Source organism: Comamonas denitrificans, assembly GCF_017368815.1.
Lineage (GTDB): Bacteria > Pseudomonadota > Gammaproteobacteria > Burkholderiales > Burkholderiaceae_C > Comamonas > Comamonas denitrificans.
Genome location: NZ_JAFNME010000003.1, coordinates 105,338 through 131,242, shown reverse-complemented (window position 1 = coordinate 131,242; position 25,905 = coordinate 105,338). Strand labels below are relative to the sequence as shown.

The following is a 25,905-nucleotide window of genomic DNA, read 5'->3' as shown; positions in this document are numbered from 1 at the left end:
GTGCTCCTCAGCCGAAACGGCCCGTAATGTAGTCTTCGGTCTCTTTGCGCTGGGGTTTGAAGAACATCTGCTCTGTCTCGCCAAACTCCATCAGGTCGCCCAGGTACATGTAGGCGGTGTAGTCGCTGCAGCGTGCGGCCTGCTGCATGTTGTGGGTCACGATGACGACGGTGTAGTCGTTTTTGAGCTCGGCAATCAACTCTTCAATCTTGGCCGTCGAGATCGGGTCCAGCGCCGAGCACGGCTCATCGAGCAGCAGCACTTCGGGCTTGATGGCAATGCCCCGCGCAATGCACAGGCGCTGCTGCTGACCACCGGACAGGCCCGAGCCGCTTTGCTGCAGCTTGTCTTTGACCTCTTTCCACAGGGCTGCTTTCTTCAGCGCCCATTCCACGCGGTCGTCCATTTCGGAAGCGCTCAAATTCTCGAACAGCTTCACGCCAAAAGCGATGTTGTCGTAAATGGACATGGGAAATGGCGTGGGCTTTTGGAACACCATGCCCACCTTGGCACGGATCAACGCCACATCTTGTTTGCTGGTGAGCAAGTTATCGCCATCGAGCAGGATTTGCCCTTCGGCGCGCTGCTCGGGGTAGAGCTCAAACATGCGGTTGAAGGTGCGCAGCAAGGTCGATTTGCCACAGCCCGAGGGGCCGATAAAGGCGGTGACTTTTTTTTCTGGAATGTCCAGATTGATGTTTTTCAGCGCGTGAAACTTGCCGTAGTAAAAGTTCAAGTCACGCACCGCCATCTTGACGTTGCCGCGGACGGGAGAAACAGAAGGAGTGCTTGCAGTCATAGTTCTCTCAAAAAACGCACGTTATTTTTGGCGGGTAATGAAACGCGCCAAGATATTCAGGGCCAACACCGCCACCGTGATCAAAAACACCCCGGCCCAGGCCAGTTGTTGCCAGTTTTCGTAGGGGCTCATGGCAAATTTGAAGATAGTCACCGGCAGGCTGGCCATGGGCTTGCTCAGGTCAGAGTTCCAGAACTGGTTGTTCAGCGCCGTAAACAGCAGCGGCGCCGTCTCGCCAGCAATCCGCGCCACGGCCAGCAGCACACCGGTGATCACACCGGCGCGGGCCGCCCGCAAGGTCACCATGATGATGACTTTCCACTTGGGCGTGCCCAGGGCATAGGCCGCCTCGCGCAGGCTGGCAGGCACCAAGATCAGCATGTTCTCGGTGGTGCGAATGACCACCGGCACCACAATCAGCGCCAGCGCCACAATGCCCGCCCAGGCCGAAAAGCTGCGAAATTGCGCCACCACCATGGTGTACACAAACAGGCCAATCACAATCGACGGGGCCGACAGCAAAATGTCATTCACAAACCGCGTGGTACTGGCCAGCACCCCTTGGCGGCCATATTCGGCCAGGTACACCCCGGCCAGCACACCAATCGGCGTGCCCACCAAGGTGGCCATGGCCACCAACACCAACGAGCCAAAAATGGCATTGGCCAGCCCCCCGGCATCGTTGGGCGGCGGGGTCATCTCGGTAAACAAGGCCAGGCTCAAACCGCCCACGCCCAGGCGAATGGTTTCCCACAAAATCCAGACCAGCCAGAACACGCCAAACAGCATGGCGGCCATCGACAAGGTCAGGGCCAGCTGGTTGAGGCGCTTGCGCTGCTGGTACTTGGCCTGGCGTGCCTGGGCCTGCGCAGCCGTCTGCAGCAGGTTGCTGGAAGTCGTCGTGCTCATGTTTTTGCCCCTTCCGATTTTTGCAAGCGGCTTAGCAGCAGCTTGGACAGTGCCAGCACCACAAAGGTGATAAAAAACAGCGCCAGCCCCAGATAGATCAAAGAGGCCTGGTGCAAGCCCTCGCCCGCCTCTGCAAACTCGTTGGCCAGGGCCGAGGTGATGCTGTTGGCCGCCTCAAACACCGACAGCGAATTCAACTGGTTCATGTTGCCAATCACAAAGGTCACCGCCATGGTCTCGCCCAGCGCGCGGCCCAGGCCCAGCATGATGCCGCCCAGCACCCCCGTCTTGGTGTACGGCAGCACCACCTTCCAGACCACCTCCCAGGTGGTGGCCCCCAGGCCGTAGGCCGACTCTTTGAGCAGCGCCGGGGTCACCTCAAACACATCGCGCATCACCGAAGCGATGAAGGGGATGATCATGATGGCCAGAATAATTCCGGCCGCCAAAATACCAATGCCCACCGGGGGGCCCGAGACAAAAGCCTCCAGATAAGGCACGCCCTCAAACCACGATTGCAGGGGTTGCTGCACATATTGCGCCAGCACCGGGCCAAACACCATCAAGCCCCACATGCCATACACGATGGAGGGCACGGCCGCCAGCAGCTCCACCGCCGTGCCCAAGGGGCGCTTGAGCCAGGCGGGCGACAGCTCCGTCAAAAACAGGGCAATGCCAAAACTGACCGGCACCGCAATCACCAAGGCAATCAACGAGGTGGCCAAGGTGCCGTAAATCATGACCAGGCCGCCGTACTCATCCTGCACCGGGTCCCAGACACTGCTGGTGAAAAACCCCAACCCGTAGTGGCTGATGGCCGGCCAGGCCCCGACCAACAAGGTCACCATGATGGCCAGCAACAGGCCCAGCGTAAGCAGTGCTGCAGCATAGGCCATGCCTGCAAACAAACGATCCGCCATGCGGCCCGACAGGAGGGGCGTGCGTGGCGGCACAGGAGGCGCAGCGTGGGGGGCGGCAGGAGGTGATGAACTGGATAAGGTTGGCATGGAGAGGATTACTCACAGTCAAACAAAGCAGCGGCCCGATGCACACAGCACACCGGGCACGGCCGCCAATTACTTACGGCTTACTGCAGGTTAATGCTTTTGCCAGCAGTGTCCTGGATACTGCCCCAGGATTTGAAAATCACGTCTTTGACGTTGTCCGGCATGGGCACGTAATCCAAACCCGAAGCGGTCTGATCGCCCGACTTATACGCCCACTCAAAGAACTTGAGCGAAGCCTGGGCCTGGGCCGGCTTGTCTTGGGCCTTGTGCATCAAGATGAAGGTGGCGCTGGTAATGGGCCACGCAGCCTGACCGGGCTGATTGGTCAGAATTTGGTAGAAGCTCTGGCTCCAGTTGGCACCGGCCGCAGCGGCCTTGAATGAGTCTTCGCTGGGCGACACATATTTCCCATCCTGGTTTTGCAGCTGGGCATACGTCAGCTTGTTTTGCTTGACGTAGGCGTACTCCACATAGCCAATCGAGTTGGCCAAGCGCCCCACAAAGGCAGCCACCCCCTCGTTACCCTTACCCCCGGCACCGGTCGGCCAGTTCACGGCCTTGCCTTCACCGACTTTTTCTTTCCACTCGGCGTTCACTTTCGAGAGGTAGTTGGTAAACCCAAAGGTCGTGCCCGAGCCATCGGCACGGCGCACCGGGCTGATCTTGGCACTGGGCAGGGCCACACCAGGATTGAGCGCAACGATAGCAGGGTCGTCCCATTGGGTGATTTTGCCCAAGTAGATATCGCCAAGCACCTGGCCCGTGAGCTTGAGCTCGCCGGGCTTAATACCCTTGATATTCACCACCGGCACGATGCCACCGATCACGGTGGGAAACTGCACCAACCCCTTGGCCTGCAAATCGGCATCTTTAAGGGGCTCGTCCGAGGCACCAAAATCCACCGTCTTGGCCTCAATCTGCTTAATACCCGCACTGGAGCCAACCGACTGGTAGTTGATTTTCACGCCCGTGGCCTTGTGGTAATCGGCCGCCCATTTTGAGTACAGCGGCGCAGGAAAGCTGGCACCGGCACCGGTCGCTTCTTGCTGGGCCCAGGCTGGGGCACCCCAAGCTGCAGCGGTAACAGTCAGGATGCTCAAGATCCGCCCTGCGATCGTGCAGGCTTTGGTAGTAGCTGTGGTTGTCATCTCTTCTTTCCTTCGGTTCAAAGTGCTTGTGGATCGTTTCGCCACGAACGCAAATTTAAACAAGCTATGTGACAGCTGTGTGACAGCCGCCCCCAACTTGGCACACCACTGTCCCAAAATGCCACGCCACGCTGGGCCCACCTGTCCTCCAGCAAGCCCCTGCTGGGCAGCCCTCGCCCCTTAAATACGCGGCTTTCAAGGCGGCCATCAAACTTGGCACGCAATGTGCTTAATACCTGGCAGCCGACTCTCGGCTTTGTAAAACCAAAACTTTCGGAGACCGCACCATGGACATGTTTGAATTCAAGCGCTTCAACCTCGATCTTTCCTTCCCTTACCGCACCCAGTACGACAATTTCATTGGCGGCAAATGGGTGGCCCCCGTTGCCGGGCGTTACTTTGACAATGTATCGCCCATTACCGGCAAACCCTTTTGCAAAGTGGCGCAATCCGACGCGGCCGATATCAACCTGGCACTGGATGCCGCCCACGCTGCACAGGAAAAATGGGGCAAAACCTCGGTGGCCGAGCGCTCACTGATCCTGCTGAAAATTGCCGACCGCATGGAGCAAAACATCGACCTGCTGGCCACCGCAGAAACCATCGACAACGGCAAACCGCTGCGCGAAACCACCGCCGCCGACGTTCCCCTGGGCATTGACCACTTTCGCTACTTTGCCGGCTGCATCCGTGCGCAAGAGGGCACGATCTCGGAAATTGACTCCAAAACCGTGGCCTACCACTTCAATGAGCCCATTGGCGTGGTCGGGCAAATCATTCCCTGGAACTTTCCCCTGCTGATGGCCTGCTGGAAACTGGCCCCCGCCCTGGCCGCTGGCTGCTGCGTAGTGATGAAACCAGCCGAGCAAACCCCCGCGTCCATTCTGGTGCTGATGGACCTGATTGCCGACCTGCTGCCGCCCGGCGTGCTCAACATCGTCAATGGCTACGGCAAAGAGGCTGGCGAGGCGCTGGCCACCAGCAAGCGCATTGCCAAAATTGCCTTCACCGGCTCCACCCCTGTGGGCCAGCGCATCCTGCACGCTGCCGCCGACAACCTCATCCCCTCCACCGTGGAGCTGGGTGGCAAGAGCCCGAACATCTTCTTTGCCGATGTGATGGATGCTGATGACGAATTCTTTGACAAGGCGCTGGAGGGCTTCTCGATGTTCGCCTTCAACCAAGGCGAAGTCTGCACCTGCCCCTCACGCATCTTGGTGCAAGAGTCGATCTATGAGCGCTTTATGGAACGCGCCGTGGCCCGGGTCGAAGCCATGAAGCAAGGCCACCCGCTGGACAAATCCACCATGGTCGGAGCGCAAGTGTCGCAAGCGCAACTCGAGCGCATCCTGGGCTACGTGGAAATTGGCCGCCAAGAAGGGGCCCAGTGCCTGACCGGCGGTGAGCGCCTGCGGGCCGGTGGACAAATCAACGATGGCTTCTTCGTCAAACCCACACTGCTGTACGGCAAAAACGACATGCGCGTGTTCCAGGAAGAAATTTTTGGCCCCGTCGCCTCCGTCACCACCTTCAAAGATGTGGAAGATGCCGTGCGCATCGCCAACGACAGCGAGTTCGGCCTAGGCGCAGGCGTCTGGAGCCGCAACGGCACCGTCGCCTACCACATGGGCCGCGCCATCCAAGCCGGCCGCGTGTGGACCAACTGCTACCACCTCTACCCGGCGCACGCCGCCTTTGGCGGCTACAAGAAATCGGGCATCGGCCGCGAAACGCACAAGCTGGCACTGTCCAACTACCAGCAGACCAAGAACCTGCTGGTCAGCTACAACCCGCAAGCGCTGGGCTTTTTCTAAGATCGTGAACACGTTCTAAGCACGTGTTCGCCATCTCAGCGCCAGCGTAGTACTGCGCTGGCTTTTGACAAAGCCACACCGACCTGTACGCCACCCACACAGACTGGCCGGTCAAGCCCATCGCATCCACCAGAAATCCCGGTACAAATTTGTGCTGGGATTTTTTATTTGATATAAAAAAAGGAGCTTATTCCGCTTTACAAACAAAGGAATTAATAACTAAATACCTTTAAATTGACGCAAATCAAGCGTAAAAAGCTATTAAAAACAAGAAATTTGGGGGATATCCAGCTTGTTCACGCGTTCTGTGGCGGGCACACTGGGCCGGTTACGTCGCTAAGAGCGTAGTTTTTTTTTGGGGAAATCTGTATGTCCTTGCACTCCACGGCCCTGGCCTCTGCCGACCATGCGCACCTGCTCACGTTGGCACATGAGCGTTCGCTGCGCTACGGCTTGGCCTTGCGGGATGCGCCAGATTACCAGCGGCTGGCCTCGGGGGCGCTGCGCGATGCCCTCGATCAGCACCGCTTTCTGTGCCAGCACGCCACCCCGGTAATGGAGCATTTGTTCAGCCAAATCAACAATACCGGCAGCATCTTGGTGCTAACTTCAGCCAGTGGCCTGGTACTGCACAGCCTGGGCGACCGCGATTTTCTGCCCAAGGCAGACCAAGTGGCCCTGGTCCCTGGGGTTGATTGGTCAGAACAGGCCCAGGGCACCAACGCCATTGGCACCGCGCTGCAAGAACGCCAAGCCATCACCGTGCAAGGGGCCGAACACTTTCTGCAGGCCAACCACAGCCTGGCCTGCGCATGTGCCCCCATTTTTGGGCCACATGGGCAACTCATGGGGGCGCTGGACGTAACCAGTGAACACCACCGTCACCACCCGCACACCCTGGCGCTGGTGCGCATGTCGGTGCAGATGCTGGAAAACCAGATGCTGGCGGCGCAGTTTCCGCAGGCCATTCGCCTTCACTTTCATGCACGGCCCGAATTTTTGGGCACCCTGATGGAAGGCATCGCCGTTTTCTCGCCCGATGGGCAGTTGCTCAGCCTTAACCGCAGTGCCCAATTTCAATGCAGCTTGACCGATGCGCAGCCCCAATCAGTCCCTACACAGCACTTTTCCATGCTGTTTCGCCACCCACTGACCGAGCTGTTACAAGCCTGCGCGCAGCAACTCATGCTGGAGAGCGGTGTTTTGGTTGCTTGCCGCATCCATCTACCGCCTTCTACCGAGGCCGTGCAGCGCCCCACAACGGCCGCAGCACCCCACAACACCCCCACCACCCTGCCCCAGCGGCTCTCCCACCTGCAATACCTGGACACGGGCGACACGCAGCTGGCGCACACCATTGCCCGGCTGCGTAAAGTGCTGGACAAAAACATCCCCGTCATGCTGCTGGGCGAAACCGGCACCGGCAAGGATTTACTGGCCCGCGCTTGGCACCAGGACTCAGCCCGGGCCAACCAGCCATTTATTGCGGTGAACTGCGCGAGCATTCCTGAATCGCTGATTGAGGCCGAACTCTTTGGCTACGCCGATGGCGCGTTTACCGGTGCCCGCAAGAAGGGCGCCGTCGGCAAAATCGCCCAGGCGCACGGCGGCACACTATTTTTGGATGAGATTGGCGACATGCCCCTGTCCCTGCAGGCGCGGCTGCTGCGCGTGCTGCAGGAGCGGCGCATCAGCCCGCTGGGCAGCGAAAAGGACATCCCCATCGACATTGCCGTGGTCTGCGCCACGCACCAAGACTTGAAGGCCCGCATCAACCAGGGCCTGTTCCGCGAAGACCTGTACTACCGCCTCAACGGCTTGGCCGTACGCCTGCCCGCTCTGCGCGAACGCACCGATTTACCTGCCGTGATTGCCAAAGTGCTACAAGCCGTGCAGCCCGAAGGGGCCACCTGCACCCTGGCCCCCGAGGTTCTACAGCGCTTTCTCAGCTACCCCTGGCCAGGCAATGTGCGCCAACTGCACAATGTGCTGCGCACCGCCTGCGTCATGGCCTGCGCAACGGCAGAAGAAGAAAGCATAGTGACTTGCGCAGATTTACCCGATGATTTTCTGGATGATTACCAAGAAACCGTTGAACACAAAGCGCCAACAGCTATGGAAAATTTCGATTTCGGCCAAGAAACCCATAAGCTGAACGACCTGACCTTGCAGCGCATGGCCCAGGCCCTGGCTGAGCACCAAGGAAACGTCTCGGCAGCGGCCAAAGTCCTCGGAATTTCACGCAACACCTTCTACCGCAAGAAGGGGCTTCTCCCCTTGCCTAAGAACGCAAACCAGTTTTAGAACGTGTTCATGATCTCCACGCGAAGGGGTGCGGGATGCGGATCGGGATGGGCTGCAAGGCGCAAACCACAGACATAGCCGTAGCTATGGCGAGGATTTGCAACGCCGCAGACCGCCCGAGACCGCGACTGCACACCCGCGAGGAGATTGTGAACACGTTCTTAGGGCAACGCCCTCTTTATTGCCTGCTATTGCTGGCCCAGCGCAGGGGGCGACTCCTTGCCCGGCTGATTGCGCAGCTGCTCTTCAAGCTGGCCCAGGTACGCAGCGTGCACGTTGTCACTTTCTTCGGCGCGGGCTTTGAGGTGATTTTCCAGGGCATCAAGGCGCTCCATCACGCGCTTTTCCCATTGTGTTTGCTTGTCATCCAGCGCCCCACGCAACTCGGTAAAGCGGGAGATTTCGGCTTTTTCGGCCAGCTCACGCTGCGCCTGCAGGGCTTTGTTGTGCGCACGCACTTCCAGCAGCCAAGTGGCCTGCATGGCAATCACATAGGCCAAGAAAATCGCGGCCATCAAGGCGTACAACGCCAGCATGACCAAGCCCAGAGGGCCGTGTACCTCGGTAAAGCCGAGCGACATCGGCACGTCTTGCGCCAAGGTGGAAAAGTTAAAAAAGGCCAAATACCCCAGCAAGGCCACAATCAGAACCAGCAAGGCGGTGCGTGCTTTCATAGTCCAAACTCCTGATAGTTTTCTCTCAAAATAGTGCGCATTGTGACGGCAGATGCCCAGATAAAAAAGCCACCCTGAAAAATCAAGGTGGCTTTTGTCTATGGCCCGGCACCGCCCGCGCGGAGCGTGCCGTTCAAGCATTCATCAGTTGGTATTGGCCAACTGATCGAGGATGGCAGGGTTCTCCAGCGTGCTGGTGTCTTGGGTGATGGTCTCGCCCTTGGCCAGCGAGCGCAGCAGACGGCGCATGATTTTGCCGGAGCGGGTTTTGGGCAGGTTCTCGCCAAAACGGATGTCCTTGGGCTTGGCAATCGGCCCAATTTCTTTGGCCACCCAGTCGCGCAACTCTTTGGCAATGGCTTTGGCCTCGTCGCCGGTCGGCACGGGGCGCTTCAAGACCACGAAGGCGCAAATAGCCTCGCCCGTCAGATCGTCCGGGCGGCCCACCACGGCGGCTTCGGCCACCAGATCGGTCTTGGCCACCAGGGCCGATTCGATCTCCATGGTGCCCATGCGGTGGCCCGAAACGTTCAGCACATCATCAATGCGGCCCGTGATGCGGAAGTAACCCCGGTCTTCGCTGCGCACGGCACCGTCGCCAGCCAGGTAGGTTTTGCCACCCAGCTCCTCAGGGAAATAGCTTTTCTTGAAACGCTCGGGGTCGCCCCAGATGTTGCGAATCATCGAAGGCCAGGGGCGCTTGACCACCAGCATGCCGCCTGCACCGTTAGGCAGGTCATGCCCGGCCTCGTCCACGATGGCGGCGGTGATGCCAGGCAGCGGCAGCGTGCAAGAACCAGGCACCAGCGGCGTGGCACCGGGCAGCGGCGTGATCATGTGGCCGCCGTTTTCGGTCTGCCAGAAGGTATCGACGATCGGGCAGCGCTCTTGGCCCACGTGTTTGTAGTACCACATCCAGGCTTCGGGGTTGATCGGCTCACCGACCGAACCCAGGATGCGCAGGCTGCTCAGGTCAGAGGCATTGGGGTGTACGGCAGCATCGGCTTCCGAGGCCTTGATCAGCGAGCGGATGGCCGTCGGCGCGGTGTAGAAAATGGTGCACTTGTGGCGCTCAATCATCTGCCAGAAGCGGCCCGCATTGGGGTAGGTGGGCACGCCTTCAAAGACGATTTGCGTGGCCCCTGCGGCCAACGGGCCGTAAGCCACATAGGTGTGGCCGGTGATCCAGCCAATGTCGGCCGTGCACCAGAAGACATCGCTGTCCTGCACGTCAAACGACCAACGCATGGTTTGGCGTGCCCACAGCATGTAGCCGCCGGTGGAGTGCTGCACGCCCTTGGGCTTGCCGGTGGAGCCGCTGGTGTAGAGCACAAACAGAGGATGCTCGGCATTCACGGGCACGGGCGGGCAATCGGTCGATTGGCCAGCCAGCAGCTCGGAGAAAGGCACGTCGCGGCCCGCTTCCTTGGCGTAGGGCGAAGCGGTGCGCTCGTACACGAACACGTTTTTGATGCTCTCGCAGCCGCCCATGGCAATGGCTTCGTCCACGATGGCTTTCAGGGGCAGCTCTTTACCACCCCGCATTTGGTAGTTGGCCGTGATGACGGCCACCGCACCCACATCAACAATGCGCTCTTGCACCGCCTTGGCCGAGAAGCCGCCAAACACCACGCTGTGGGTGGCCCCCAAGCGGGCGCAGGCCTGCATGGCCACCACGCCTTCGATGGTCATGGGCATGTACAGCAGCACGCGGTCGCCTTTTTTCACGCCCCGTGCTTTCAGGCCATTGGCAAACTGGCTCACCCGGTCCAGCAGTTCGCGGTAGGTGACTTTGGTGACCTGGCCATCGTCGGCTTCAAAAATGATGGCGGTTTTGTTCTCGGTGGGGGTGCCCATGTGGCGGTCCAGGCTGTTGGCGCTGGCGTTCAACTCACCATCGGCAAACCACTTGTAGAACGGGGCATTGCTTTCATCCAGGATCTGGGTGAAGGGTTTGCTCCACACCACGTTTTCACGGGCCAGGCGGGCCCAGAAACCTTCGTAGTCGTTTTCAGCCTCTGCGCACAGGGCTTGGTAATTGGCCATGCCAGAAATACGGGCGGCTTTTTGCACGGCTTCCGAAGGGGGAAAAACACGGTTTTCAACCAGAACAGACTGGATTGCATTCGATGACATGCGTTGTCTCCTTAAAAATTTTTTGACTCTCTAGCCACTTTGGCTGATGCCCCACGCGCGATATCAATCCAAGCGACTAAACGCTAGTTACTGTCGCCCTAGGGACTTACAGCCTACTGACGAAACGCAAGATTTGAAGCCTCGTTTCGTTCCGGGAAAACCCGTAAAACACCCTTTTTTGCCTCATTCAGAAAAAGATCATTGACTTTTTAACACTCAATCAATACAATTAACACCCTCTTAACAACCTGCCATGCAGGTAATCCACTGCTTTCGCAGCGGAACGACCCGGTAGCTGCCTGTGTGTCTTACGGATTCAGGCGCTGCCACAGGCCAATTTTTTGGCTCTGGTGCACGGACTTTTCTTCCCTGGCAATGCCTACGGCAGGCTTGGGATCTGGCGAAAAGTGCCTGGCGGTCTTTTGCCGTTGGTTGCTTCTCACCAACTCCTTTCACAGCAGTCCTTGCGTGCTTTCTGGGCACCATGCGGACTCGACCCGGCGGCTTGCTTGGCCGTCTTTGTGGTTCTTCACGCACAGTAGCTTGTGCGGTGTGCTGGTCGCTTTCAAAAAATTGGTTTCTCGTGTAGGCATACCGTTTGCTTGGCAAGCGGTCGGCTGCACTGTGTTCAACCCTCGACAACATTCAACAAAAGAGGACAACCAGTGGCTAAATCCATCCACATCGAGCATGTTTTCAAAGTCTTTGGTGACAAACCCCAGCACGCGCTGGAGCTGGTGCGCCAAGGGCATTCCAAACAGCACATTCTTGAAAAAACCGGCCAGTCCATTGGCGTGTTTGACGCGCACTTTGACATCCAGGCTGGAGAAATATTCGTCGTCATGGGCCTGTCGGGCTCGGGCAAATCCACCTTGGTGCGCATGCTCAACCGCTTGATCGAGCCGACGGCCGGGCGCATCCTGATCGACGGCCAGGACATCAACGCCCTGGACGACAAAGCCCTGCGCGAGCTGCGGCGCAAAGACATTTCCATGGTGTTTCAATCCTTTGCACTGATGCCGCACATGACGGTGCAGGACAACACCGCCTTTGGTCTGGAGCTGGCCGGGGTGGACAAAGCCCAGCGCCAGCAAGCGGCCGAAGCCGCGCTGGAGCAAGTGGGCTTGGCCGGCTGGGGGGCCAGCTACCCCGATGAGCTGTCCGGCGGCATGCAGCAGCGCGTCGGCCTGGCCCGCGCCCTGGCGGCCGACCCCGCCATCTTGCTGATGGACGAGGCCTTCTCCGCCCTGGACCCCATCATCCGCACCGAGATGCAGTCCGAGCTGCTGCGCCTGCAGCAGATCAAGCGCCGCACCATCGTCTTTATCTCGCACGATCTGGACGAGGCCATGCGCATTGGCGACCGCATCGCCATCATGAAAGATGGCCACGTGGTGCAGGTGGGCACGCCCGACGAAATCCTGCGCGAACCGGCCGACGACTACGTGCGCAGCTTTGTGCAAGGGGTGGATGCCTCGGTGGTGTTCAAAGCCGGGGACATTGCCCGCCAAGCGCTGACGGTGTTTTCCGAACAGGCCGACCGCGGCTGCCGTGCCACGCTGCGCCTGATGGAAGACATGGACTATGAGTACGCCTACGTGCTCAGCACCAACAAGCGCTTCATGGGCGTGGTCTCCTCCCAATCGCTGCGCGATGCCTTGCGCGGGCACCAAGGCCCCCTGGGGCTGCAGCGTGCATTTTTGCCCCAGGTCACCCCCATCCAGGCCGAGACACCCGTGGCCGATTTGTTTGGCTTGGCCGCCTCGCTGCCCTTTGCCCTGCCGGTCATTGATGCGCAAGAGCGCTACCTGGGCGTGATCAGCCGCACCACCTTGCTGCGCTTTTTGGACCGCGACACCCCGCCGCTGCTGCCGCCGCAAGACGAGCGCCCGCCGCTCAAGCTCAACCCCGAATTCCCATCCGGTCAGACCGACCTGCCTGCCGTGCTGACCGAACACAGTGACAGCGACAGTGGCAGTGATCGCGCCCCTGCCACTGCCCGCCCCGGAGATGCCGCATGAGTGAGATGCCCGCTATGAGTGACACAACAACCAATACCCTCCCCGCCCCCGCCAACGACGACCCATGGAGCGCCGCCAGTGCCCCGGCCGAAACCGCTGCCCCTGCCGCCGACCCCTGGGGGGCCAGCGATGCCGCCAGCACGGCCAGCAGCAGCGCCGGCACCGATTGGCTGAGCAACACCGCCGCCACCGATGCCGCGCCCACCGATTGGTGGAGCCAGCTGCTGCACGATGGCCTGCCAATTCAAAGCGCCATTAACCAAGGGCTGGACTGGGTGGTAACCCACTTTCGCCCCTTCTTTCAAACCGTGCGCACCCCCATTGATGCCACCTTGACCGGCGTAGAAAACACCCTGCAGGCCATGCCCTGGCCAGTGCTGACGGTGCTGCTGGCGCTGATCGCCTGGCAATTTGCCAGCCGCGCCCTGGCCATGGGCACGGCCATTTCGCTGGCACTGATTGCCCTGCTGGGCATCTGGCCCGAGGCCATGGTTACCCTCTCCCTGGTGCTGACTTCTTTGGTGTTTTGCATTGTGATTGGCCTGCCGCTGGGCATTTTGCTGGCCAGCAGCGACCGCGCGCAAAGCCTGCTGCGCCCGCTGCTCGATGCCATGCAAACCACGCCAGCCTTTGTCTATCTGGTACCGGTGGTGATGCTGTTTGGCATTGGCAACGTGCCGGGGGTGATTGTGACCATCGTGTTTGCCCTGCCCCCGCTGGTGCGCCTGACCAACCTGGGCATTCGCCAAGTGCGCCCCGACCTGATCGAAGCCAGCCGTGCCTACGGTGCCTCGCCCTGGCAATTGCTGTGGAAGGTGCAGCTGCCCCTGGCCATGCCCAACATCATGGCGGGCATCAACCAGGCGCTGATGCTCAGCCTGTCGATGGTGGTTATCGCCTCGATGATCGCCGTCGGCGGCCTGGGCCAGATGGTGCTGCGCGGCATTGGTCGCCTGGACATGGGGCTGGCCACCATCGGCGGCCTGGGCATTGTGCTGCTGGCCATTGTGCTGGACCGCATCACCCAAGCCATGGGCGAGCCGCGCCGGGGCAACCAACGCTGGTGGCAGCAAGGGCCACTGGGCTTGTTGCCGCACCGCAAATAGTCAAAACTAATAGCTGTAACCGCTTTATTTAATAGTAATTTTTATTGTTTTTAATAAAAAATCATTGATTTAAAAGCGGTAACAGCTCTTTATTTAATAAGCATTTATTTCACCCACTTCGTTGAACAGGAGACTCTGATGAACAAACTTTTCCGCCCCACCCTCGTTGCCGCCGCCCTGGCCCTGGCCGGCTTAAGCGCACACGCTGCTGACCTGCCCGGCAAGGGCATCTCGGTGCTGCCCCTGAAAAGCTCGATTGCCGAAGAAACATTCCAAACCCTGCTAGTCATGAAAGCGCTGGAGCAACTGGGCTACGAGGTGCAGCCCATCAAAGAAGTGGAATACCCCACCGCCCACGTCGCCATTGGCAATGGCGATGCCACCTTTTTGGCCGACCACTGGAACCCCCTGCACGCCGATTACTTTAAAAACGCCGGCGGCGAGGCCAAACTGTTTCGCAAAGGCATTTACTCCGGCAATGCCGCCCAGGGGTATTTGATCGACAAGAAAACCGCCGACCAATACAAGATCACCCACATTGACCAGCTCAAAGACCCGGCGATTGCCAAAATCTTTGACAACGACGGCGATGGCAAGGCCGACCTCACTGGCTGCAACCCCGGCTGGGGCTGCGAAGCGGTGATTGAACACCACCTGGAGGCCTACCAACTGCGCGGCACCGTCACCCACCAGCAGGGCAGCTACTCGGCATTGATGGCGGACACCATCACCCGCTTCAAAGCGGGCCAGCCCGTGCTTTACTACACTTGGACGCCCTACTGGGTGAGCAACGAACTCAAGCCCGGCCAGGATGTGGTCTGGCTGGAGGTGCCTTTTTCCTCGCTGCCCGGCGAGCAAAAAGGGCTGGACACCAAGCTGCCCAACGGCAAAAACTACGGCTTTGTGGTGAACAACCAGCAAATCGTGGCCAACAAAGCCTGGGCCGAGAAAAACCCAGCGGCCGCCACGCTGTTTGAAACCATGCAACTGCCCGTGGCCGACATCAACGCCCAAAACCACCTGATGAGCCAAGGCCAGAACAAGCCCACCGACATCGAGCGCCACGTCGATGGCTGGATCAAGGCCCACCAGGCCACGTTTGATGGCTGGATTGCCAAAGCCAAAGCAGCCGCCAAGTAAAGCATCCCCCCGCATGCCACTTCCTTCCTGGGAGTGGCATTTTTTTATCCTGCCTGACTTTTACATTCAAGGAGACCTTCAGCGCATGCGTATTTTTTCAAGCTTCACCCCCAGCACCCATCCCACCATCTCACATCCCGGCGGCCGCAAGCTGGGCCAGGTGTGCAAAACACTGGCCATCAGTTGCGGCCTGGCCTTCATGGCCTACACCGGCAGCACATTGGGCAGCCATGCCTACGCGGCCGATGCGCTGCCTGGCAAAGGCATCACCGTCAAACCCGTGAAAAATCCGGTTCCGGAAGAAAACTTCCAGCACCTGCTGGTCATGCGGGCGCTAGAGCAACTGGGCTACACCGTCCAGCCCTACAAGGACGTGGACTACCCCACCGCCTACATGTCGATTGCTGCTGGGGATGCCACCTTCATCGCCTCGCACTGGAACCCGCTGCACGCCGACTTTTATAAAAATGCGGGCGGCGATGCCAAGTTCTACCGCCAAGGCGAATACATCAGCAACGCCGCCCAGGGCTATCTGATCGATAAGAAAACCGCCGACCACTACAACATCACCAACATCGCCCAGCTGCAAGACCCCAAGCTGGCGGCCCTGTTCGACACGGACGGCGATGGCAAAGCCGACCTGGCCGGCTGCACCCCAGGCTGGGGCTGCGAGGCCGTGGTCGAACACCATTTGGATGCGTATATATTGCGCCCCACCATCACCCACCAGCAAGGCAACTACGCAGCCCTGATTGCCGACACCCTGGCGCGCTTCAAGGCGGGCAAACCCGTCCTTTATTACACCTGGACACCGTACTGGGTGAGCAACGAACTCATCCCTGGCAAAGATGTGGTGTGGCTGGAAGTGCCCTTTTCCGCCATGCCAGGGGAACAAAAAGGGCTGGACACCACCTTGCCCAACGGCAAGAACTACGGTTTTGTCGTGAACAAACAGCAAATCGTCGCCAACAAGGCGTGGACAGATGCCAACCCAGCCGCCGCCAAGCTGTTTGAAATCATGCGCCTGCCTCTGGCCGACATCAACGCGCAAAACCACCTGATGAGCCAGGGCGAAAACAAGGATGCCGACGTGCAGCGCCACGTCGATGGCTGGATCAAAGCCCACCAGGCCACCTTTGATGGCTGGATCGCTCAGGCCTTGGCCGCCGCAGCCAAATAAAAAAACCCCGCCAGACGCACTGTCTGGCGGGGTTTGCGCGTTACCGCAACCGTGGCCTATCAGGCAACAGCAGCGTTCTTGGCATTTTCCACATACTCTTCAATTTCATTGAAGTTCATGTAGCGGTAGACGCTGGCCTTGTCGGCATCGATCACGCCCATCTCGGCCAGGTACTCGGCCGGGGTGGGCAGCTTGCCCAGACGGGCGGCGATGGCGGTCAGTTCGGCCGAGCCCAGGAACACGTTGGTGTTGCGGCCCAAGCGGTTGGGGAAGTTGCGGGTGGAGGTAGAAATCACCGTGGCGCCTTCATGCACCTGCGCCTGGTTGCCCATGCACAGCGAGCAGCCGGGCAGCTCGGTACGCGCACCGGCCGTGCCAAAAGCGGCGTAGTGGCCTTCTTTGATCAGCTCGCTCTCGTCCATCTTGGTCGGCGGGGCCACCCACAGCTTGGCCGGAATGTCGCGCTGCCCGCCCAGCAGCTTGGCTGCGGCGCGGAAGTGGCCAATGTTGGTCATGCACGAACCGATGAAGGCCTCGTCGATCTTGGTGCCGGACACTTCGGACAGGAACTTGGCGTCGTCCGGATCGTTCGGGCAGCAAACGATGGGCTCTTTGATGTCGGCCAGGTCGATCTCGATCACGGCGGCGTACTCGGCATCTTTGTCGGCTTCCAGCAGCTGGGGGTTGTCCAGCCAGGCTTGCACTTTTTCGATGCGGCGTTGCAGGGTCTTGGCGTCCTGGTAGCCGTCGGCGATCATGTTCTGCATCAGCACGATGTTGGACTTCAGGTACTCGATGACCGGCTCTTTGTCCAGCTTGATCGTGCAACCAGCAGCCGAGCGCTCGGCCGAAGCGTCGGACAGTTCAAACGCTTGCTCCACTTTCAGCTTGGGCAGACCTTCGATTTCCAGAATGCGGCCCGAGAAAATGTTCTTCTTGCCCGCCTTGGCCACCGTGAGCAAACCGGCCTTGATGGCGTACAGCGGGATGGCATGCACCAGATCGCGCAGGGTCACGCCCGGCTGCAGCTCGCCCTTGAAGCGCACCAGCACCGATTCGGGCATGTCCAGCGGCATCACACCAGTGGCGGCACCAAAGGCCACCAGGCCCGAGCCTGCAGGGAAGGAAATACCAATCGGGAAACGCGTGTGCGAGTCACCGCCCGTGCCCACGGTATCGGGCAGCAGCAGGCGGTTGAGCCAGCTGTGGATCACGCCGTCGCCAGGGCGCAGCGACACGCCACCACGGCTGCTGATGAAGTCGGGCAGGGTGCGGTGGGTTTTCACGTCCACCGGCTTGGGGTAGGCGGCGGTGTGGCAGAACGACTGCATCACCATGTCGGCCGAGAAGCCCAGGCAGGCCAAGTCTTTCAGCTCGTCGCGGGTCATCGGGCCGGTGGTGTCTTGCGAGCCCACGGTGGTCATCTTGGGTTCGCAGTAAGTGCCGGGGCGCACGCCTTGGCCTTCAGGCAGACCGCAGGCGCGGCCCACCATTTTTTGCGCCAGGGTAAAGCCAGCCTTGGTTTCGGCCGGTGCTTGCGGCAGGCGGAAAACGGTGGAAGCGGGCAGCCCCAGGGTTTCGCGGGCTTTGGCGGTCAGGGCGCGGCCAATGATCAGGTTGATGCGGCCACCGGCTTGCACTTCGTCCAGCAGCACTTGGCTCTTGAGCTGGAAGTCGGCAATCTTGGTGCCGTCTTTTTCGATCTTGCCTTCGTAGGGGAAGATGTCGATGACATCGCCCATTTCCATCTTGGAAACGTCCACTTCGATGGGCAGCGAGCCAGAATCTTCTTGGGTATTGAAGAAGATGGGGGCAATCTTGCCGCCCAGCGTTACACCGCCAAAGCGCTTGTTGGGCACAAAGGGGATGTCTTCGCCGGTGGCCCAGATCACGCTGTTGGTGGCCGATTTACGGCTGGAGCCGGTGCCCACCACGTCGCCGACGTAGGCCACGGTGTGGCCTTTTTTCTTCAGGTCTTCGATGAACTGGATGGGGCCGCGCACGCCATCTTGCTCAGGCTTGAAGGCGGCATCGGGGCGTGCGTTTTTCAGCATCGCCAGGTAGTGCATGGGGATGTCAGGGCGCGTGGTGGCATCCGGGGCGGGCGACAGGTCGTCGGTGTTGGTCTCGCCGGGCACCTTGAACACGGTGACGGTGATTTTCTCGGCCACTTTGGGGCGGCTGGTGAACCACTCGGCATCGGCCCAGGACTGCATCACTTCTTTGGCCTTGGCGTTGCCGGCCTTGGCTTTGTCGGCCACGTCGTTGAAGTAGTCAAACATCAACAGCGTCTTTTTCAGCGCTTCAGCCGCCACGACGGCCACTTCGGCGTCGTCCAGCAACTCGATCAGGGGGTGTACGTTGTAGCCACCGACCATGGTGCCCAGCAGCTCGGTGGCCTTGGCTTTGGAGATCAGGCCAACTTGAATGTCACCATGGGCCACAGCGGCCAGGAAGCTGGCCTTGACCTTGGCCGCATCGTCCACGCCGGGCGGCACGCGGTGGGTGAGCAAGTCCAGCAAAAAGGCTTCTTCACCGGCGGGCGGGTTCTTGATCAGCTCGATCACATCGGCCACTTGTTTGGCATCCAGGGCCAAGGGGGGGATGCCCAACTTGGCGCGTTCGGCCACGTGTTCACGGTAGGCTTGCAACATGCTTGCTCTCTCCAAAGGTAGTTGTATAAAAGGGATAAACGTAAAAACTTGCGGCCCCTAGCGCCCTTCCAGCAGGTTGGGCAGGGGGTTTTTCTTGAGCGCTTCGGCCACTTGCAACTGGGCTGTGCTCATGCATTCGTCGGCCAGACGCTGACCAATCTTCTGGTTCATCAGCATCGATTTGTTGGCAATCTGCAGCCACACAGCGCCGGCACGGGTGTCTTCCAAACGCACAGCACCGGTGGAGGTGACCACCGGGCTCATGTGGTAGTTAAAGCCGTTGCCGGTGACTTTGAAATAACCGGGCTTGCCGCCATCGCGCTCCACGTTCACATGCTTGCCCAGCTCGCAGCCAATCGTGCCGGTGTGTACCTGCTCGGCAATGGCCAGGGCTTCTGCGGTCAAGGGCTGATCGGCCGCGCCAGCGCTGGCCACAGCGGCGGCCCCTCCAACGGCTGCAGCAGCAGCGGCTTTTTTGGCGGGGGCTTTGGCCGGTGCCTTGGCGGGCGCTTTGGCGACGGTTTTCTTCACCGGGGCCTTGGCCGGTGCCTTGGCTGTGGCGGCTGGGGCTTTTTTAGCGGCAGGGGCGGGGGTGGCTGGCGCAGCGATGGCCCACAGGGGCAACAGCAATAGGGTGGAGGCAACCAGGTGTTTCATACAAACTCCAGCGAAATTTCTCTCTTAACAATGGGATGCAACTGGCTGGCCATCCTCGGCAAACCAGCGGCGCACATTGTCGGGCAAAGTCAGCCCGGTTTGCGCTGCGCGTTGCAATACTTGCCAGTAATAGCGGTAGCTGGCGCGATCGTGCAAAACCCCTTCATGGCTGATGGGGCCCCAGTGGGCGCTTTCGGCCGCCAGCAAAATCGCTGCGGCCGTGGCCACGGCATCGGCTGCCGGGGCAAACGCGGCCACGATGGGCCGAATTTGCGCCGGGTGAATGCTCCACATGCGGGTGTACCCCAGGCGTTGGCTGGCTTGGCGGGCGGCTTGGGTCAGCGCAGCGGTGTCTTTAAATTCGGTCACTACGCAGTGCGAAGCTACTTTGCCGTGGGCATGGCAAGCGGCGGCAATTTCCAGCTTGGCCCGCAGCACCAGGGGGTGCTCGAACTGGCCTTGCACGCCCATGGCGCTGGCGGGAATGGCACCGCCGTGGGCTGAGACAAAGTCCATCAGCCCAAAACTGATGCTTTGCACGCGCGGGTGGGCGGCGATGGCAAAAGCTTGCTGCACCGCGGCGGGCGATTCAATCAGCACATGCAAGGGCAGGCGCGGACCATAGGCGCGGTCCAGCGCCCGGGCCACCCAATCGACTTGATCGACAGTTTCTGCCTTGGGCAGCATGACGTGGGTGAGCTTGTCGCCCACTTGGCCGACGATGCGGGCCACATCATCGACAAAGGCGGGATGGTCCAGCGCATGCACGCGCACGGCGATACGGGCATCGGGGTGTGCGGCAGCATGTTCGCGCACCAAGGCCGCGACCGCATTGGCATGGGCCACTTCTTGCCCCACCGTGGCGCCATCTTCGCAGTCGAGGGTGACATCGAATACGCAGCGCCCCAGCTCGGCGGTCATTTGCGCCTGCAATTGCAGGCTTTTGCGCATGCGCTCAGGCTGGCCACTGAAGTGATCGCACACGGGCAAGACGGGGGCGGCCGCTTGGGCGCCGAGCAAAATGTCTTGGGGGTGCGAGGTCGTGGTCATGCAGGAGCAAAGCAAAAAGCCAAAAAGAAAAGCGGATAAAGCAATGGTGCAACGGTTTTTTTGATCAAAAACCGTTGCAGCATTTCTCTAAAAAAAGGAGCTATTACCGCTTTTAAATCAAGGATTTCAAGGCTTAAAAACCTTGAAATCCTTTGTTTACCAGCGGAAACAGCTCTGCTTTATCAGAGCAGGTGTTTTACACCGTCTTGTTCGCCTTGCAGCTCGGCCAAGGTGGTGTTGATGCACTCTTGCGAGAACGCGTCAATTTCCAGGCCTTCGACGATTTTGTACTCGCCGTTTTCGGTGGTCACGGGGAAGCCAAACACGATGCCGGCAGGAATGCCGTACTCGCCATTGGAAGGCACGCCCATGGTCACCCATTCGCCGTTGGAGCCCAGGGCCCAGTCGCGCATGTGGTCAATGGCAGCGTTGGCTGCCGAGGCGGCCGACGACAGGCCACGCGCTGCAATGATGGCGGCGCCGCGCTTGCCCACGGTGGGCAGGAACACGTCTTTGTTCCACACTTGGTCGTTGATTTTGTCTTTGATGCTTTCGCCATTGACGGTAGCAAAGCGGTAGTCAGCGTACATGGTGGGCGAGTGGTTGCCCCACACGGTCAGTTTGCGGATATCGCCCACTTTGGTGCCGGTTTTGGCAGCCAGTTGCGAAGCGGCGCGGTTGTGGTCCAGGCGCAGCATGGCGGTGAAGTTTTTCGCCGGCAGATCGGGGGCCGACTTCATGGCGATGTAGGCGTTGGTGTTGGCGGGGTTGCCAACCACCAGCACTTTGACGTTGCGGCTGGCCACAGCGTTCAGGGCCTTGCCCTGGGCGGTAAAGATTTGGGCATTGGCCGCCAGCAGGTCCGAGCGCTCCATACCGGGGCCGCGCGGACGGGCACCGACCAGCAGGGCGTAGTCGGTGTCTTTGAAGGCGGTCATGGGGTCGGCGTGGGCCTCGATGCCAGCCAGCAGGGGGAAAGCACAGTCTTCGAGTTCCATGATCACGCCCTTCAAGGCGTTCTGGGCTTTTTCGTCAGGAATTTCCAGCAGTTGCAGGATGACGGGCTGGTCTTTGCCCAGCATTTCGCCCGAGGCGATGCGGAACAACAGGGCGTAACCGATTTGGCCAGCAGCGCCGGTGACGGCGACGCGAACAGGTGCTTTGCTCATGGATGAGAACTCCGAGTGGGTGGTAAACAGCGCGGTGGCTGCTTGCTTCAGATACCAACCGGTTACAAGCACCACCGTCAGGCGCAGAGTTTAACGCCGATTAAGGCCTTCGGTCAATTTGTCTTATGTCTTATATAAGATATCAATACTCAATTTCAGTACTCTGACTCGGTGCTGACAAAGCCCCCCGAAAAACACCTCGGCTACACGCGCCCTGCCACTGGAATGGCCGCACCATGAATGGCCCGCGCTCCGTCCGTGATTAAAAAGCCAATCACCTCGGCCAAGTCCTTGGGCTGCACCCACGTGGCGGGGTTGGCATCGGGCATGGCGGCGCGGTTGTCTGGCGTATCGAGCACGGTAGGCAGCACGCAATTGACATTGATGCCGTCCATTTTCAGCTCGGCCGACAAGGCTTCGGTCAGCCGCTGCAAGGCGCTTTTGGCTGCGCAATAGGCCCCCATGTGGGCCTGTCCGCGGGCGGCTGCAGCCGCCCCGACCGTGACCACATGGCCAGCGCCTTGCTGCTTGAGCGTAGGCACCACGGCGGCGGCCAAATTCAAAAAGCTGGTGGTATTGAGGTTGAGCAAGTACTCCCACGTTGGCAGCGAGAGCGCATCAACCCCATCGCCCATATGAAAACCGCCGGCCAGATGGCACACGGCATCCAGGTGCGCCTCTTGCCCCAAAGCGGCTTGCACCCGCGCAATCAAGGCCTCGCGCTGGGTCAAATCCACATCCAGCAACACCACATCGGGCAAATGCCCAAAGGCCAGCTGCATGGCCTGCCCGTTGCGGGCCAAGAGCAACAAGCGCCAGCCTTGGTCATGCAAAAAATTGGCCACCGCCCAGCCCAATTGGCCTGTAGCCCCGGTGATTAAGGCGGTTTTTTTGTGGCTGCGCTTCACGGTCGGTCTCCTTGTGCGTGGTGGTACTGCCCCGTTCCCTGGGTCAGCACTTGATCGCCCGGGACGATAACACCTGGCAGATGGCTTGGTGCCCCACGCACCCGTTCGTAATGGGGTTTAAAGTCAATGCGGGCCAAGTTCAACAGGTCCGCCAGGTCGGGCAGGACAAAGTAAATTTCTTGAAAATCATCAATCCGATACTGGGTGCGCAAGACCCGATCGAGGTCGAACCGGATACGGTGGGGCGAGTCGCTCTCCAGGGCAAAGACCGATTCGGTCGCCGAGGACACAATTCCGGCCCCGTAGATGCGCAACCCATCGCTTTGCTGCACCAGCCCAAACTCCACGGTGTACCAATACACCCGTGCCAATTGGTCAAGCAAGCCCAGAGATTGGGCTTTCAGCCCCCCCTGGCCATAAGCCTGCATAAAGTCAGCCATCACCGGGTGCATGAGCATGGGCACATGGCCAAACACATCGTGAAAAACGTCCGGCTCTTGCAAGTAATCGAGCTGGTCACTGCGCCGAATAAACTGCCCCGCCGGAAAACGCCGGTGGGCCAAGTGGTCAAAAAACACCTCATCAGGCACCAAACCCGGCACTGCCACGACTTGCCAGCCGGTGTGGCGCATAAGCTCTTCGGAGAGCTGCTCAAAATTCGGAATGTGCTCAGCACTCATCGCCAGCGCCTGCAAGCCCTGCATGAATGCATCGCAAGCCCGCCCAGGCAATAGACGGCTTTGCCGCTCAAACAAGGTTTTCCAGGTGGCGTGCTCTTCAGCGCTGTAGTGCTGCCAGTGTTGCTCAATCGTCCAATCTGGGCGCTGGGGCTGGTAGCTGGCGGCAGCCAATCCATGCTTTTCAGCACTCATGCCGGCTCCTGCGGAGGCCACGCTGCGGCAATGCGCTCCATCGCTTGGGCCAAATCAATATCGCGCTGCGACAAGCCCTGCACGTCATGGGTGGTGAGCACCACCTCCACCCGGTTGTACACATTGAACCATTCCGGATGATGGTTGCTGCGCTCGGCGACCAAGGCCACCTGGGTCATAAATCCCATGGCTTGAACAAAATCATGAAAAACAAATTGGCGGGCAATCAACCCACCGCGCTCGTCTTGGTAGCGCCAGTGCGGCACCTGGGCCAAGGCGGCTGGTAATTCGGCAGAAGTCAATTTATGCATAGCAATACTCCTTGGTGGTTAGCCCGCCTCAGCAGCAAGCGCCCCGGCAATCGCACCACGGCGCACCTGATCGCGCTCCAACGATTCAAACAACGCTTTGAAATTGCCTTCACCAAAGCCTTCACGGTAATCGCCCTGGCGTTCAATGAATTCAAAGAATACGGGCCCGAGCAGCGGCTCAGAAAAAATTTGCAGTAGCAAGCGCGGCTTTCCGCCCTCAGTCGTGCCATCGAGCAAAATGCCCCGCGCCTGCAAATCGGGCACCGGCTGGCCGTGGCCCGGTAAGCGTTTTTCCAGGTTTTGGTAATAGACCTCATTGGGTGCTGTCAGCAGCGGGATGCCGGCCAGCTGCAATTGGTCAATCGCCGCAACCAAGTTGTCGCACAGCAGCGCGATGTGCTGAATGCCTTCGCCATTGAACTGCATCAAAAACTCTTCGATCTGCCCGCCGCCTTGTTTGGCCTCTTCATTCAGGGGGATGCGGATCAGCCCGTCAGGCGCAGTCATGGCTTTGGAGGTCAAGCCGGTGTATTCACCCTGGATGTCGAAATAGCGAATCTCGCGGAAGTTGAACAGCCTCTCGTAAAAATCTGCCCAGTGCGCCATGCGCCCTCGGTAAACGTTGTGCGTCAGGTGATCCACCACTGAAAAACCAAAGCCCTGCGGGTGGCGCTGCACGTTGGGCAGCCACTCAAAATCAATGTCGTAGATCGATTTACCGTCTTCAAACCGGTCGATCAGGTACAAGGGCGCTCCGCCAATGCCTTTAATGGCTGGCAAGCGCAACTCCATCGGCCCGGTGGGAATATCAATCGGCTGTGCGCCCAGTTCTAATGCACGTTTAAAAGCATGGTGCGCATCTTTGACGCGAAATGCCAAGCCACAAGCACTTGGACCGTGCTCTGCAGCGAAGTAGCCAGCTATACTTTTTGGTTCGCGGTTGATGATGAAGTTGATATCGCCCTGGCGGTACAAAGACACATCTTTCGAGCGGTGGCGTGCCACCTCGGTAAAGCCCATTTTTTCAAACAAAGGCTCCAGCACCCCGGCCTTGGGTGAGGCGAATTCAACAAACTCAAAGCCCATCAGCCCCATAGGATTGCTTGTCAGGTCGGTCATTGCGATGATCCTTGATCGTGTAAATAATTGACAGATATCAACTATAAAAACAATAAAGTTTTATTTAATTAAAAATTTCACCTATAGACTTTTGTACAAAGTTATGCAAGCAGCCATCGCTTGCATGCTATATATCAAGCCTTTATCTCCCTTTTTTCTTGCCCGCAATGGATCGTACGCCCCACCGCCGCCAACGCATCTCACAGACCGAACGCGTAGAAAACACCCAACGCAAACTGATTGACGCTGCGCTGCAACTGCTGCACGAAGAAGGCTTTAAGGGGGCGACCTTGCAGGCCATCGCCCGCAAAGCGCAAGTCTCGCTGGGGGCTTTGCAGCACCATTTCAAAACCCGGGATGCGCTCATGGAGCGGCTGGTACAAGAAATCACAGAACCCTTGAGCGCCCAAGGCAGCATCTGGCCAGACCGCGCACTGCCCCTGCCTGAGCGGGCCCACGATTTTGTCCAGCGGGCCTGGAAGAATGTTTTTTGCACGCCCCACTACCAAGCAGCGTGGAGTTTGTTTTTAGGCTGCAAGCCTTCTTCCGCCTTGTTTGCCCACATCAATGCACAGCGGGTGCAAGTGGACCACGGGTTTTATGCGCAATTTTTGCAAACCTTCCCTGAAATCACCGAGCACCACCCTCACCCCCAGGGGGTCGCCATCACCGTGTTTGCCGCCTTTCGCGGGGCTGGGGTACTGGAGCTTTTTGATGTCACCACCACCGAGCGCGAAGCTTTTTTAGGCACTCTGGCTGACACCATTGCGCAAGCAGGGCAAATCGCCAGCACCTGAACCTGCTGGCCAGAACATGTTTACGATCTCTGCACAGGTGTGCGTACAGCTTGTCTTATGTCTTATATAAGATATGATAGATGGCACGGAACACCATGCTTCTTCAGCCTGCGACCATACAGACTGAACA

The 25,905-nt window shown here is 59.4% G+C and carries 21 protein-coding genes; 7 read left to right on the top strand and 14 right to left on the bottom strand.

What is annotated here, in order from left to right; genetic code table 11:
- Positions 1-7 precede the first annotated feature (7 nt).
- The 4 genes from pstB to pstS all read right to left on the bottom strand — a co-directional run bounded on the left by pstB (position 8) and on the right by pstS (position 3,863).
- Positions 8-799, bottom strand: a complete 792-nt coding sequence (gene pstB / locus J1777_RS02355) for a phosphate ABC transporter ATP-binding protein PstB (RefSeq protein ID WP_207574232.1) — start codon at positions 797-799, stop codon at positions 8-10.
- Positions 800-820: 21 nt separating this feature from the next.
- Positions 821-1,708 (bottom strand): phosphate ABC transporter permease PstA, encoded by an 888-nt coding sequence (gene pstA, locus J1777_RS02350; protein ID WP_207574231.1) that lies wholly within the window; start codon positions 1,706-1,708, stop codon positions 821-823.
- Positions 1,705-2,628, bottom strand: coding sequence for a phosphate ABC transporter permease subunit PstC (gene pstC / locus J1777_RS02345; RefSeq protein WP_207574258.1), 924 nt, complete (start codon positions 2,626-2,628; stop codon positions 1,705-1,707). The genes pstA and pstC overlap by 4 nt, the downstream gene beginning before the upstream one ends.
- Before the next feature lie 167 nt (positions 2,629-2,795).
- Positions 2,796-3,863 carry a phosphate ABC transporter substrate-binding protein PstS gene (gene pstS / locus J1777_RS02340; RefSeq protein WP_207574230.1) on the bottom strand — a complete coding sequence of 356 codons (1,068 nt, stop codon included), beginning with the start codon at positions 3,861-3,863 and terminating at the stop codon, positions 2,796-2,798.
- Positions 3,864-4,150: 287 nt separating this feature from the next.
- Here pstS and J1777_RS02335 point away from each other — a divergent pair, with 287 nt between their 5' ends.
- Both J1777_RS02335 and J1777_RS02330 read left to right on the top strand, forming a co-directional pair.
- The gene (locus tag J1777_RS02335) at positions 4,151-5,677 is read left to right on the top strand and encodes an aldehyde dehydrogenase family protein (RefSeq protein ID WP_207574229.1); all 1,527 of its coding nucleotides are present in this window, start codon (positions 4,151-4,153) and stop codon (positions 5,675-5,677) included.
- 369 nt (positions 5,678-6,046) lie between these two features.
- Complete coding sequence (locus J1777_RS02330; RefSeq protein WP_207574228.1) at positions 6,047-7,981, top strand: sigma-54-dependent Fis family transcriptional regulator; 1,935 nt, start codon at positions 6,047-6,049, stop codon at positions 7,979-7,981.
- 188 nt (positions 7,982-8,169) lie between these two features.
- Here the strand turns inward: J1777_RS02330 and J1777_RS02325 are convergent, their stop codons facing one another.
- Both J1777_RS02325 and acs read right to left on the bottom strand, forming a co-directional pair.
- The gene (locus tag J1777_RS02325; RefSeq protein WP_207574227.1) at positions 8,170-8,655 is read right to left on the bottom strand and encodes a LapA family protein; all 486 of its coding nucleotides are present in this window, start codon (positions 8,653-8,655) and stop codon (positions 8,170-8,172) included.
- A 144-nt stretch (positions 8,656-8,799) separates the two neighbouring features.
- Positions 8,800-10,791, bottom strand: a complete 1,992-nt coding sequence (gene acs, locus J1777_RS02320; protein ID WP_207574226.1) for an acetate--CoA ligase — start codon at positions 10,789-10,791, stop codon at positions 8,800-8,802.
- Between the two features lie 665 nt (positions 10,792-11,456).
- Between acs and proV the strand changes: the two genes are divergently transcribed.
- From proV to proX (J1777_RS02300), 4 genes are all read left to right on the top strand, one after another.
- Positions 11,457-12,812: a glycine betaine/L-proline ABC transporter ATP-binding protein ProV gene (proV, locus tag J1777_RS02315; RefSeq protein ID WP_207574225.1), complete on the top strand. Its 1,356-nt coding sequence runs from the start codon at positions 11,457-11,459 to the stop codon at positions 12,810-12,812.
- Between the two features lie 14 nt (positions 12,813-12,826).
- Positions 12,827-13,918 (top strand): glycine betaine/L-proline ABC transporter permease ProW, encoded by a 1,092-nt coding sequence (proW, locus tag J1777_RS02310; protein WP_207574224.1) that lies wholly within the window; start codon positions 12,827-12,829, stop codon positions 13,916-13,918.
- A 138-nt stretch (positions 13,919-14,056) separates the two neighbouring features.
- Positions 14,057-15,058, top strand: coding sequence for a glycine betaine/L-proline ABC transporter substrate-binding protein ProX (gene proX / locus J1777_RS02305; protein ID WP_207574223.1), 1,002 nt, complete (start codon positions 14,057-14,059; stop codon positions 15,056-15,058).
- A gap of 199 nt (positions 15,059-15,257) precedes the next feature.
- A complete protein-coding gene (gene proX / locus J1777_RS02300) occupies positions 15,258-16,238 on the top strand; it encodes a glycine betaine/L-proline ABC transporter substrate-binding protein ProX (RefSeq protein WP_207574257.1) in 981 nt (326 codons plus the stop codon).
- Positions 16,239-16,297: 59 nt separating this feature from the next.
- Here the strand turns inward: proX (J1777_RS02300) and acnB are convergent, their stop codons facing one another.
- From acnB to hppD, 8 genes are all read right to left on the bottom strand, one after another.
- The gene (acnB, locus tag J1777_RS02295) at positions 16,298-18,892 is read right to left on the bottom strand and encodes a bifunctional aconitate hydratase 2/2-methylisocitrate dehydratase (protein ID WP_207574222.1); all 2,595 of its coding nucleotides are present in this window, start codon (positions 18,890-18,892) and stop codon (positions 16,298-16,300) included.
- A gap of 57 nt (positions 18,893-18,949) precedes the next feature.
- A complete protein-coding gene (locus J1777_RS02290) occupies positions 18,950-19,549 on the bottom strand; it encodes a hypothetical protein (RefSeq protein ID WP_207574221.1) in 600 nt (199 codons plus the stop codon).
- Between the two features lie 24 nt (positions 19,550-19,573).
- Positions 19,574-20,599, bottom strand: a complete 1,026-nt coding sequence (locus J1777_RS02285) for an HpcH/HpaI aldolase/citrate lyase family protein (RefSeq protein WP_207574220.1) — start codon at positions 20,597-20,599, stop codon at positions 19,574-19,576.
- Positions 20,600-20,781: 182 nt separating this feature from the next.
- On the bottom strand, positions 20,782-21,768 hold the full coding sequence (locus J1777_RS02280; protein WP_207574219.1) for a malate dehydrogenase: 987 nt from the start codon (positions 21,766-21,768) through the stop codon (positions 20,782-20,784).
- A 203-nt stretch (positions 21,769-21,971) separates the two neighbouring features.
- On the bottom strand, positions 21,972-22,676 hold the full coding sequence (locus J1777_RS02275; protein ID WP_207574218.1) for an SDR family NAD(P)-dependent oxidoreductase: 705 nt from the start codon (positions 22,674-22,676) through the stop codon (positions 21,972-21,974).
- Complete coding sequence (gene phhA / locus J1777_RS02270; RefSeq protein ID WP_207574217.1) at positions 22,673-23,548, bottom strand: phenylalanine 4-monooxygenase; 876 nt, start codon at positions 23,546-23,548, stop codon at positions 22,673-22,675. The genes J1777_RS02275 and phhA overlap by 4 nt, the downstream gene beginning before the upstream one ends.
- On the bottom strand, positions 23,545-23,859 hold the full coding sequence (locus J1777_RS02265; protein ID WP_207574216.1) for a 4a-hydroxytetrahydrobiopterin dehydratase: 315 nt from the start codon (positions 23,857-23,859) through the stop codon (positions 23,545-23,547). Before J1777_RS02265 ends, phhA begins: the two co-directional genes overlap by 4 nt.
- Positions 23,860-23,877: 18 nt before the next feature.
- Entirely contained in the window at positions 23,878-24,978 is a 1,101-nt protein-coding gene (gene hppD, locus J1777_RS02260) for a 4-hydroxyphenylpyruvate dioxygenase (RefSeq protein ID WP_207574215.1), read from the bottom strand.
- A gap of 167 nt (positions 24,979-25,145) precedes the next feature.
- Between hppD and J1777_RS02255 the strand changes: the two genes are divergently transcribed.
- The gene (locus J1777_RS02255; RefSeq protein WP_207574214.1) at positions 25,146-25,775 is read left to right on the top strand and encodes a TetR/AcrR family transcriptional regulator; all 630 of its coding nucleotides are present in this window, start codon (positions 25,146-25,148) and stop codon (positions 25,773-25,775) included.
- The last annotated feature ends 130 nt before the right edge of the window (positions 25,776-25,905 follow it).

Coding starts and splice junctions, on each gene's coding strand:
- pstB (WP_207574232.1), bottom strand. CDS start 799: ATGACTGCAAGCACTCCTTCTGTTTCTCCCGTCCGCGGCAACGTCAAG.
- pstA (WP_207574231.1), bottom strand. CDS start 1,708: ATGAGCACGACGACTTCCAGCAACCTGCTGCAGACGGCTGCGCAGGCC.
- pstC (WP_207574258.1), bottom strand. CDS start 2,628: ATGGCGGATCGTTTGTTTGCAGGCATGGCCTATGCTGCAGCACTGCTT.
- pstS (WP_207574230.1), bottom strand. CDS start 3,863: ATGACAACCACAGCTACTACCAAAGCCTGCACGATCGCAGGGCGGATC.
- J1777_RS02335 (WP_207574229.1), top strand. CDS start 4,151: ATGGACATGTTTGAATTCAAGCGCTTCAACCTCGATCTTTCCTTCCCT.
- J1777_RS02330 (WP_207574228.1), top strand. CDS start 6,047: ATGTCCTTGCACTCCACGGCCCTGGCCTCTGCCGACCATGCGCACCTG.
- J1777_RS02325 (WP_207574227.1), bottom strand. CDS start 8,655: ATGAAAGCACGCACCGCCTTGCTGGTTCTGATTGTGGCCTTGCTGGGG.
- acs (WP_207574226.1), bottom strand. CDS start 10,791: ATGTCATCGAATGCAATCCAGTCTGTTCTGGTTGAAAACCGTGTTTTT.
- proW (WP_207574224.1), top strand. CDS start 12,827: ATGAGTGACACAACAACCAATACCCTCCCCGCCCCCGCCAACGACGAC.
- proX (WP_207574223.1), top strand. CDS start 14,057: ATGAACAAACTTTTCCGCCCCACCCTCGTTGCCGCCGCCCTGGCCCTG.
- proX (WP_207574257.1), top strand. CDS start 15,258: ATGGCCTACACCGGCAGCACATTGGGCAGCCATGCCTACGCGGCCGAT.
- acnB (WP_207574222.1), bottom strand. CDS start 18,892: ATGTTGCAAGCCTACCGTGAACACGTGGCCGAACGCGCCAAGTTGGGC.
- J1777_RS02290 (WP_207574221.1), bottom strand. CDS start 19,549: ATGAAACACCTGGTTGCCTCCACCCTATTGCTGTTGCCCCTGTGGGCC.
- J1777_RS02285 (WP_207574220.1), bottom strand. CDS start 20,599: ATGACCACGACCTCGCACCCCCAAGACATTTTGCTCGGCGCCCAAGCG.
- J1777_RS02280 (WP_207574219.1), bottom strand. CDS start 21,768: ATGAGCAAAGCACCTGTTCGCGTCGCCGTCACCGGCGCTGCTGGCCAA.
- phhA (WP_207574217.1), bottom strand. CDS start 23,548: ATGAGTGCTGAAAAGCATGGATTGGCTGCCGCCAGCTACCAGCCCCAG.
- J1777_RS02265 (WP_207574216.1), bottom strand. CDS start 23,859: ATGCATAAATTGACTTCTGCCGAATTACCAGCCGCCTTGGCCCAGGTG.
- hppD (WP_207574215.1), bottom strand. CDS start 24,978: ATGACCGACCTGACAAGCAATCCTATGGGGCTGATGGGCTTTGAGTTT.
- J1777_RS02255 (WP_207574214.1), top strand. CDS start 25,146: ATGGATCGTACGCCCCACCGCCGCCAACGCATCTCACAGACCGAACGC.